Raw genomic sequence first — 9,178 nt, forward strand, 5'->3', positions numbered from 1 at the left:
ATCTTGGTCCGCAGTCGGGAATTGCGGGGGCGCATCATACCTACCCTGCGACGTCATGGAGTGGTGACCACCAGGTCATGCAGTGGCATACCGGCGCTGACAACCTGGGGACCATAGCAAGCAGACGATCATCACTCAAGCCGGGTGTGTGCTTTTCGCGTTGGTTATGCCTTTTGTCGGTTGTTTGGTGAAACGAGGAAGATCGGGAGAGATAGGGTTCGAGGGTGAGTGGTCTCACCCCCCAGGGTTATTTCGTTATTCGCAACGAGCTCGCCGACAGCCTGCTGGAGGGGTCGCACCAACTGGCGGGCGTCCCCGAGCCCGACCGTCGCCGGGTCCTGCATACCGCGCTGGAGGTCGTGCCCGAAGCCGCCGAGCACCTGCGGCCCTACCCGGTGCTGTACGCCGACGGCGAGAGCTCGGCCAGTCGGCTCGCCTTCAGCTGCCTGTCGGCCGCGGCCACGTTCCCCGACGCCGCTCGCGAGCAGATCATCGACCTCGCGGTGCTGACGATGATCCTGTTCGGCATCGACGACATCGCCGACGGCGTCGCCGGCCCATCGGCTGAGCGTGACCACGGAGCGATCTTCGCCGCGCTCCCCGCCATCCTGGGCCGTACGAGCCGGGCTCCCGCCCCTGGAAGTCCGGTGGAGCAGATCCTCGCCGCCTGGTCGCGATGGTGCGACCGGTTCCATGGCTACGCGGGTGCGGCGTCCCACCTGTCGCGCCTGTCACGGCACGTGGAGCTCGTGGGTGAGGCGATGGGCCGCGAGCGCGCCTGGGCGGAGGCCCGTGACCCGTGGCCCTCGTACGCGGACTACCTCGCCAACGGAGTGCACAGCATCACCTACCCCGTCTGGTGGGTGGCCGCCCTGGCCGTCTGCGGTCCCGAGCCGGCGCGGGAGGCGCACTGGGCGTCCATCGAGCCCGCCACCCACCTCGGCGCGGCGTGCATGCGGCTGGCCAACGACATCAGGACGTTCGAGCGGGAGAAGGCCGAGGGCAAGCCCAACTCCATCAGCATCCTCCAGCGCGAGGGTCTGAGCACGAGGGAGGCGGTGGCGCGGGTCACCGCCCACATCGACGAGCTCGACACGGCCTTCCGGAGGGCGTTGGCCGGACTGCCGGCCGAGCTGGCCGGGATCGCCGCCGGGCAGATCAGGAGCGTGTCGTTCAACGGCCGCTGGTATCTGGCCCGCGACACCCACGCCTACACCGTCGGGGAGCTCGCCGACGACGCGCGCACCCACGTGGCTTCCCCGCGCTAGATGCGCCGGGCCAGATGCGTCGAGCTGATGACCGCAGCTTGGACGACGGCGGTCGGCGTGTACAGATCCTTGTCGTGCCAGAGGGCAGGATGCTCAGCCCCGCCGGACGTCAGGTGGTTCGAGAGGTGGGCCAGGCCGAGGCTCGCGGCGCGCGCGCATCGCCGGTCGTCGCGCCACCGGGTCATCAGCAGGATCTGCATCGCGTACGCCGTCTCCTCCGCGGTGCCCTCCCAGCGTCCCCAGGAACCATCCGTCCGCTGCGTGTCCAGCACCCAGTCGACGGCTGCGTGGACCGCGCCCGCAGAGCTGTCCCCGCCGAACTCGTCGAGCGCCAGCGCACAGCTCGCCGCCGCGTAGTACGGCGAGGCGTGCCACCGGTCGGCCCAGCTCCCGTCAGGCTCCTGCCGGTCCCTGATCCAGGCCGCGAGGTCGGAGATGGTTCCGCCGTAGCGGGACGAGGCCTCCGGCCGGCGGGCCACGTACCCCCCGAACGCGTCGAGCACGTGCGCGTTGACGCTGACCGAGGAGCCGTCCTCCCCCGGCCAGGTGGCGAAGTGGGTGCCAGTGTGGAAGGCCCACAGGCTGTCCGGCTCGTACGGCACGCCGAGCAGCGCCAGCGCGTACAGCGCCACCGAGGTCGTGTCGGCGTCGGCGGGCAGGCCCGGCCCGGCGGGGGTGCCGGCGGGGCCGATCGCGGCCCTGAGGTCGGCCACCATCTCCGGTGGCACGTCCACGCGGAGCCCGGCGCGCAGCAGCCAGCTCAGCACCCAACCACGCTCGAACACGGTGATCGGCAGGCCGACGGGCACCGGGCCGCCGTGGCGCCTGGAGACCGCCTCCAGGTGGGTGCGGGCGGGTTCGTGGGGATCGCGCGCCCCGCGCTCGCCCAGCCAGGCGGCGGTGGCGGCAGGCGAGGCGCCCACGGTGCCTATGGGGGTCGGCCGGATCGCCGGCGCGCCGCAGGCGGCGGGGCCGGCGACTTCCAGGGCATGCAGGAGCTTCTGCGGGACCTCCGCGCCGGAGGCGATCCACGAGCGGATGCGCTCCAGCCGCTCGCGGCCCGTCCCGTCGGGCAGCGGCAGCGGCTCCGCACCCGGCAATCCGGCGGACGGCACCGTCAGGCGACCGTTGATGAGGCAGACCAGGAAGGGCACGATGTGCTCGATGGCCGGGGTGTCGGGCAGGGCGCGGCGGGCGGCCAGCCAGGGGGCCACGGCGCGCATTCCGCGCCCCGCCGCCTCCCGCAGCACGCGTGGGTCCGCGCCGAGGTCGCCGCGCTCCAGCGCCGCGAGGAAGGCCTCGGTGGCGCTCAACGTCGGCACCACCCCGTACCCGTCGGGCGCACCCCAGGAGCCGTCCGGCCGCTGCGCGGCGAGCAGGTAGTCGATTCTCTCGTGGTGCCCCGTCAGCCAGGGGGCGAGCGAGACCAGCCGGCCCGTCTCGTAGACGGAGGTGGAGACCTGGCCCCAGGGGCGGAACATGAGGCTCGTCACCAGCTCGTCCGCCACGGACGTGAGGTCGTGGAGGTCGCCCGCAGCGACCTTGCCCACGCTCACGCGTCCCCCCGCAGGGGCCGCTTCGGAACCAGGCGCACCATGATCTTCTCCTTCGGACGCATGGACGCTCCCGGCAGGGGGGTGAACCGCTGCGGGTTGGTGAGCTCCTGGCGATACCTGCTGAGGATGGTGGCGATCACCAGGGGGGCTTCCAGGTAGTACAACCGCCTGCCCAGGCAGACGTGCGGGCCGCCGCCGAACGGGATGAAGGCGAACGGGTGGCGCCGCTGGTGGTGGTCGGGCGACCAGCGTTCGGGGTCGAACTCCAGCGGCCGGTCCCAGAACTCCGCCAGCCGGTGCGTCGTGTACGGGCTGACCAGCACCTGCGAGCCGGCCTTGATCGTGACTCCGCCGATCTCGGTGTCGGCCACAACCTGGCGCGGGATGATCCAGCTGGGCGGGTGGAGGCGCAGCACCTCCTCCAGGACCATCCGCAGGTAGCTGAGCTCGGCCACGTGCGACGCCCGGACCGGGCCCGCGCCCACCACCGTGTCGATCTCCTCGTGCAGCCGGTCGTCGACCTCCGGGTGCTCGTGCAGGACGGTCCACAGCCAGGTGAGCGACATGGCCGTGGTCTCCGACGCGGCGCCGTAGACATTGACCAGGTCGTCGCGGATCTGTCGTATGTCCGGTTCGCCGTCCTCCGCGACGCGGGCCCGCAGCAGCGCCGAGACCACCTCCGTCGCCCCGGTGTCGCCATCCCTGGCGGCCCGTTCGATGACCGGCCGCACGACGTCGTCGATCTTCTGGACGGAGGCCAGGAACGGCCGGTCGCCGGGAACCCTGATCGAGTAGGGCGCGAACGGCAACAACATCCGGAAGTGGATCGATGTGGCGCACGTGGCGAACTCCGGGGCGAGCCGCTCGGCGGTCTCGCGGGAGATGTGGCCGCCGAAGAGCACCTTCACCACGGCCTGGTTGGTGATCGTCGTCATCAGGTGGCCGCCGTCGATCGGCCGGCCGGTGCGCGCATGCTCGTCGAGGTCGCCCATGCTGTCGGCGATGGTGTCGGCCAGCGCCTCGCCGAGCTGGGTGATGTACCGGGCCGTGAACAGGGGCTTCAGGATCTTCCTGCTCGACTCCCAGGCGTCGCCCTCGCTGAAGACGCTGTGGCCGAGCAGCCGCCCCAACGGCCGCCAGAACATACCCTCCCGCACGAAGTTGGACCAGTCGGTCTTCAGCACCTGCTGGACATGGTCGGGGTGGGAGATCAGGTAGGGGCGGAAGGGGCCGATGTCGAGCCGGACGACTTCCCCGCCGGCTTCGACGCCCATTCTCGCCAGTTCGGTGACAGGGTCCTTCACAAGGCGTGGGACGGCACGGTAGAACGGGAAAACGTGAGGCTTTGTCACGGCAGCGCCCGTGGCAGGCGGCATGGCGGAATTCCCCAATTCGGGCGGGATTCGTGGGGTGGACGGCTCGGAAATCAGGGGCCCGAAGAGTTGCCTCCTCAGGACATACGTAACATTAGGGGTCAAGTATCACATGGCACTGGATATATGATCAAGAAGGGCACTGCGCCCCGACCGTAGGCGGGAGGAGAGATGGGCGTCCGGACCGCCGCGCCTCCTTCCACTCCGGACGTGATGCCTTGACATCGTCCTTGACCGACACGCTCGGCCGGGTGCGCGCTCTGCTGGAGCCCGCCCTGCGCGACGTCGTGGCCGGCCTGCATCCCTGGGGCGGCGACATGGCGGCCTTCTCCCTCGGCTGGACCGAGGCCGACGGCACGCCCGCAGGCGCGCAGGGCGGCAAGGCCCTGCGCCCGGCCCTGGCGGTGCTCTGCGCCGAGGCCGTGGGCGGCTCTCCCGAACAGGCCGTGCCCGGCGCGCTGGCCGTCGAGCTGGTGCACGCCTTCTCGCTCGTGCACGACGACATCATCGACCACGACGAGCAGCGCAGGCACCGCGACTCGGTGTGGAAGGCGTTCGGCGTCGGGCCGGCGGTGCTCACCGGCGACGCCCTGCTGGCCCTCGCGATCAACCGGCTCGCGGCGACCGGCAACGGGCCTGCCATGCACCGGCTGTCGGCGGCGCTGGTGGAGCTGGTGAACGGCCAGACGGAGGACATGGCGTTCGAGGACCGCCCGTGGACGGGCCGGAACGCCGTCACCCTCGACGAGTACTGCGCTATGGCCGCCCGCAAGACCGGCTCCCTGCTGGGCTGCGCCGCCGCCGTCGGCGTCACGCTGGGCGGCGGCTCCGCCGCCCAGGCCGACCAGGTTCACGAGGTGGGACGCGAGCTGGGGGTGGCCTTCCAGATCGCCGACGACCTGCTCGGCATCTGGGGCGACCCGGACGTCACGGGCAAACCCGTCTACAGCGACCTGCGCCGCGGCAAGAAGACCCTGCCCGTGCTGGCCGCCCTGGCCGCCGGCGGGCCGGCGGCGGGCGACCTGGCCGACCTGCTCGCCGCGGGCGCGACCGGTGACGAGCCGGTACGCCAGGCCGCCCAGCTCATCGAGGAGGCGGGCGGCCGGGCCTTCGCGATGGAGCTGGCCGACCGGCGGGTGGAGGCGGCGCTGGCCGCCCTCGACGCCTGCCTGCCGTCCGCCACGACCCTGCGCGCCCTCTGCCTCACCCTCGTCAACCGCACCCGCTGACCAGCGTCGGAGACGGACGCCCCCGAGAGGAATCCTCGCGGCCTGTCACACGGCGTCAGGATCGTCGGGCTCGTCGCGGAGCATCAGGCTGGTCAGGGCTCGTCACGCAGCGCGAGGATCGCCGGGGGCTTGTCGCGGAGCGCCGGGGTCGCCGGGGGCTTGTCGCGGAGCGCCGGGGTCGCCGGGACTTGTCGCGCGGCGCCGGGGTCGCCGGGACTTGTCACGCGGCGCCGGGATCGTCAGGGCTTGTCGCGCAGTGCCAGGTCTCGCGGGGTCAGCAGCAGGGCGGCCACGGCGGACGCCAGCATGAGCAGCGCCCCCGCGCCGCAGGCCGTCACGAGCGAACCGGTGAAGGCGGCCTCGGCCTGCCCGGCCAGCTGCGCCCCGGCCGCGCCCAGCTCGCGGGCCACGCCGAGCGCTCCGCCCAGCGACTCGCGCGCCACCGCCGCGGCCGGCCCCTCGTACGGCAGCTCCGCGCGGTAGACGGCGGCGGCGACGCTGCCGAGCACCGCCACCCCGAGCACGCCGCCCAGCTCGTAGGCGGTCTCCTCGATGGCGGCGGCGCTGCCCGCCTTCGCGGCGGGGCTGCCCGCCATGATGACGGCGGAGGCGATGGCCAGCGAGCCCTGCCCGAACCCGATCAGCGCCAGCGCGCCGGCCACCGGCCCGTAGCCCAGCGGCCCCGGCCAGACGAAGATCAGCGCGAACCCCAGCGCGGTCACGGCCAGCCCGCCCGCGAGCACCGCCCGCGCGCCCGTGCGGGCCGCCAGAGCCGGCGCCAGCGGCGAGGCGACGACCGCGCCCAGCGCGGCGGGCAGCAGCCGCACCCCCGACTCCAGCGGGGAGTAGCCCTGGACGAGCTGCATCCACTGCGCCAGCAGCAACAGCATCGCGGCCATCGCGATCGACGTCGCCAGCGCCGCCGCCACCCCCGCGGTGAACGGCCCGCTCCGGAACAGGCGGATCTCCAGCAGCGGATCGGGCCGGCGCAGGCACCGCACGACGAACCAGCCCAGCGCGAGCGCCGCCACCGCCCATGCGGCCGGCACGGCGGGCGCGGCGAACCCGTCCTTCGCGGCGTGCTTGACGGCGTGGACGAGCGCGACCATGCCGACGACGGACAGCACCGCGCCCAGGGCGTCCCAGCGGCCGGGGGTGGGGTTGCGCGACTCGGGCAGCAGCAACAGCCCCGCGACGGCGGCCGCGACCATCACGGGCACGTTGACCAGGAACGCCGATCGCCAGCTGAAGGTCTCCAGCAGCAGCCCGCCGAGGACCGGGCCGAGCGCGGCGCCCACGGCCGCCATCGCCGACCAGACGCCGAGGGCGGTGGCGCGTTCGCGCGGATCGCTGAACAGGGTGCGGATCATGGACAGCGTGGTCGGCATGATCATCGCACCGCCCAGCCCGAGCAGCGCGCGGACCGCGATCAGCGCATCCGGCGTGCGCGCCCACAGCACCACGGTGGAGGCCAGCCCGAACAGCGCGAACCCCGTCACCAGCAACCGCCTGCGTCCCCACCGGTCGCCGATCGCGCCGAAGGTGACGAGCAGCCCCGCGAGCACGAGCGCGTAGACGTCCACCGTCCACAGCACCTGCACCGAGCCGGGCCGCAGGTCCTCCGTGATGGCGGGCAGCGCGACGTTCAGCACGGTCATGTCCATGACGACCACCAGCAGGCCGGCGGACAGGACGGCCAGGCCGGCCCAGCGGCGCCGCGACGTGACGGGCGCGGCGGTGACGGTCACGTCGTCTCCCGGGGGGCCGCGCCGTGCCAGAACGACTCGCGCACCAGCCGCGGCGCCTCTCGCCGGGCGACGTCGCCCCGGCGCAGACCTTCCCGGACGGCCACGCACAGGCCGAACACCGTGCCGCTCACCCAGCGGGCGGGCAGGTCGGCACGGATGAGGCCGGCGCGCTGCGCCGCGGAGTACAGCGCGATCTCGCGCTCCTCCAGCTCGTCGGAGCGGCGGGCCAGGTCGGGGTGGACGGCCAACGCATGGTCGGTCAACGCGAACCCGTACTCGTCGGTGACCTCCACCAGGTGGGTCAGCAGGGCGGTCAGCGCCGCGCCGATCCGGTCGGGGTCGCCGGACCCGGCCGCCGGGGTGACGCCCGCCGCCTCCTGCGCCTGCTGCCACCGGTCCAGGGCGCGGTGGCCGAGGGCGAGCATGAGCTCCTCCCGGCTGCTGAAGTGGCGGTGCAGGGTGGCCCTGCTCACCCCGACGGCCCCGGCCAGCTGCGCCATGGAGGCCGTCGGGTCGCCGTTGAGATGCCGTATCGCCGCCGTCATGATCTGGTCCAGGCCGATGCTCATGAGCCATCCCCGTATCGTCTGAGACGAATTTGTCTCAAACGATACATGACGGTCTCATTGCTGGGTTCGCCTGTCGTGCTTGATGAGCCGAATCGGGAGCCGCCGCCGGGGAAACCCGGGGGCCCACAGCGCGCACGTCGCGGCGGCCCGCCAGGGAACCGGAGGAGCGTTTCCCTGGACGGAGCCCGGCCACGGTCGGCGGGTGGGTCCTCCCGTGCTCTGCCGTGGAGACTCCCGTCCTCTGCCGTGGAGCAGGGAGGAGGGATGACGACGGCCGGGAGGCGGCGCGCGTCCGCCCCGGCCGCGCGTGTGCCTAGGCGGTCGGGCCGTCCTCGGCCGCCGGCAGCTCGTCGAGCGCCCGCTGGAGGTGGCCGAGCAGCCCCCACACGTCGTCCATCCGCTCCGGGCAGGCCACGACGCCGAAGTCCAGCATGCCGTCGTAGGAGAAGCAGGTGATGTTCACGCCGCCGGTCAGGTCGGTCAGCACCGACAGGGGGTAGTACGACAGCACCCGCCCCCCGCACAGGTACAGCGGGAACTGCGGCCCCGGCACGTTGCTGATGATCAGGTTGATGGGCGGGAACGCCACCGACGCCAGCCGGAAGATCGCCGGCGTCGCCAGTTCGGTGAGCGGCGCGGGCAGCAGCGAGCACAGGTCGCCGACCCAGCGGGCCGGCGCCACGGCGAAGCGGCGCTTGGCGGCACGCATCGCCTCACCCGTCCGCCGCAGGCGCTCGACGGGATCGGAGACGTTCGTGGGAAGGGGGACGACCATCGCCGAGATCCGGTTACCGACCGTCGCCCCGCCCCTGGTCCGGGTCCCGGTCCCGGTCCCGGTCCCACTTGCGGTCCTGCTGTCGGTCGCGGTCCCGGTCCCACTTGCGGTCCCGCTGCCGGTCCCACTTGCGGTCTCGGTCCCGTCCTCGGTGCCGGTCTTGCGGACCGCCACCGGCACGGCGACGACGAGCGGCTGGTCCGGCAACGCGTCCCGTTCGGCCAGCCATGACCGCAGGGCCGTGGCGCACAGCGTCATGACGACGTCGTTGACGCTCACGCCGTGGGCGCGCGCCGCCTTCTTGACGTCCTTCAGCGGCATCGACCCGAACGCCAGGTGCCTGCGGGCGCTGATCGGCCCGTTCAGCGGCGTGCGGGGAGGCGTCAGCGCGGGCAGTGCGGGGCGGCTGCGGGAGTCCCGCGTCACCATCCTGGCCGCCCGTGCGATCAGCCCGGCTCCGGGGAGCGCCGAGACGAGGGGGATCGCGTCGAGGTCGCCGGCGGCCCGCACGGCCGCCGCCACGGCCCGCACGGGGTACGTCACCGACCGGACGACGGCTCCCGCCACCATCTGGCCGGTCCCGGGACCCGCGTCCGCCGGCCCGCCGTCCACCCCGGCCCGCCCGCCAGTCGTCGGCTGCGGCGTGCCGGCGGCCCCGGG

General features: G+C 73.2%; 7 protein-coding genes. 2 read left to right on the plus strand and 5 right to left on the minus strand.

From position 1 onward, the window contains the following. Positions 1–224 precede the first annotated feature (224 nt). On the plus strand, positions 225–1,268 hold the full coding sequence (locus CXR44_RS10160; RefSeq protein WP_101784874.1) for a terpene synthase family protein: 1,044 nt from the start codon (positions 225–227) through the stop codon (positions 1,266–1,268). Here CXR44_RS10160 and CXR44_RS10165 read toward each other — a convergent pair. After that, entirely contained in the window at positions 1,265–2,824 is a 1,560-nt protein-coding gene (locus tag CXR44_RS10165; protein WP_245899036.1) for a prenyltransferase/squalene oxidase repeat-containing protein, read from the minus strand. The genes CXR44_RS10160 and CXR44_RS10165 overlap by 4 nt on opposite strands. After that, the gene (locus CXR44_RS10170; protein ID WP_180903291.1) at positions 2,821–4,098 is read right to left on the minus strand and encodes a cytochrome P450; all 1,278 of its coding nucleotides are present in this window, start codon (positions 4,096–4,098) and stop codon (positions 2,821–2,823) included. The genes CXR44_RS10165 and CXR44_RS10170 overlap by 4 nt, the downstream gene beginning before the upstream one ends. 317 nt (positions 4,099–4,415) lie before the next feature. Between CXR44_RS10170 and CXR44_RS10175 the strand changes: the two genes are divergently transcribed. Further along, entirely contained in the window at positions 4,416–5,426 is a 1,011-nt protein-coding gene (locus CXR44_RS10175) for a polyprenyl synthetase family protein (protein ID WP_245899037.1), read from the plus strand. A 239-nt stretch (positions 5,427–5,665) separates the two neighbouring features. On the opposite strand, the gene CXR44_RS10180 is transcribed toward CXR44_RS10175, so the two are convergent. The 3 genes from CXR44_RS10180 to CXR44_RS40785 all read right to left on the minus strand — a co-directional run. Continuing rightward, a complete protein-coding gene (locus CXR44_RS10180) occupies positions 5,666–7,174 on the minus strand; it encodes an MFS transporter (protein WP_245899038.1) in 1,509 nt (502 codons plus the stop codon). Beyond that, the gene (locus tag CXR44_RS10185) at positions 7,171–7,743 is read right to left on the minus strand and encodes a TetR/AcrR family transcriptional regulator (RefSeq protein ID WP_101784877.1); all 573 of its coding nucleotides are present in this window, start codon (positions 7,741–7,743) and stop codon (positions 7,171–7,173) included. Before CXR44_RS10185 ends, CXR44_RS10180 begins: the two co-directional genes overlap by 4 nt. 313 nt (positions 7,744–8,056) lie before the next feature. Beyond that, on the minus strand, positions 8,057–9,178 hold a 1,122-nt coding region (locus CXR44_RS40785; RefSeq protein ID WP_245899039.1), incomplete at its 5' end, for a WS/DGAT domain-containing protein.

It is taken from the genome of Nonomuraea indica (assembly GCF_002850745.1).
Taxonomy (GTDB): Bacteria; Actinomycetota; Actinomycetes; order Streptosporangiales; family Streptosporangiaceae; genus Nonomuraea; species Nonomuraea indica.

Coding starts and splice junctions, on each gene's coding strand:
- CXR44_RS10170 (WP_180903291.1), bottom strand. CDS start 4,098: ATGGGCGTCGAAGCCGGCGGGGAAGTCGTCCGGCTCGACATCGGCCCC.
- CXR44_RS10185 (WP_101784877.1), bottom strand. CDS start 7,743: ATGAGCATCGGCCTGGACCAGATCATGACGGCGGCGATACGGCATCTC.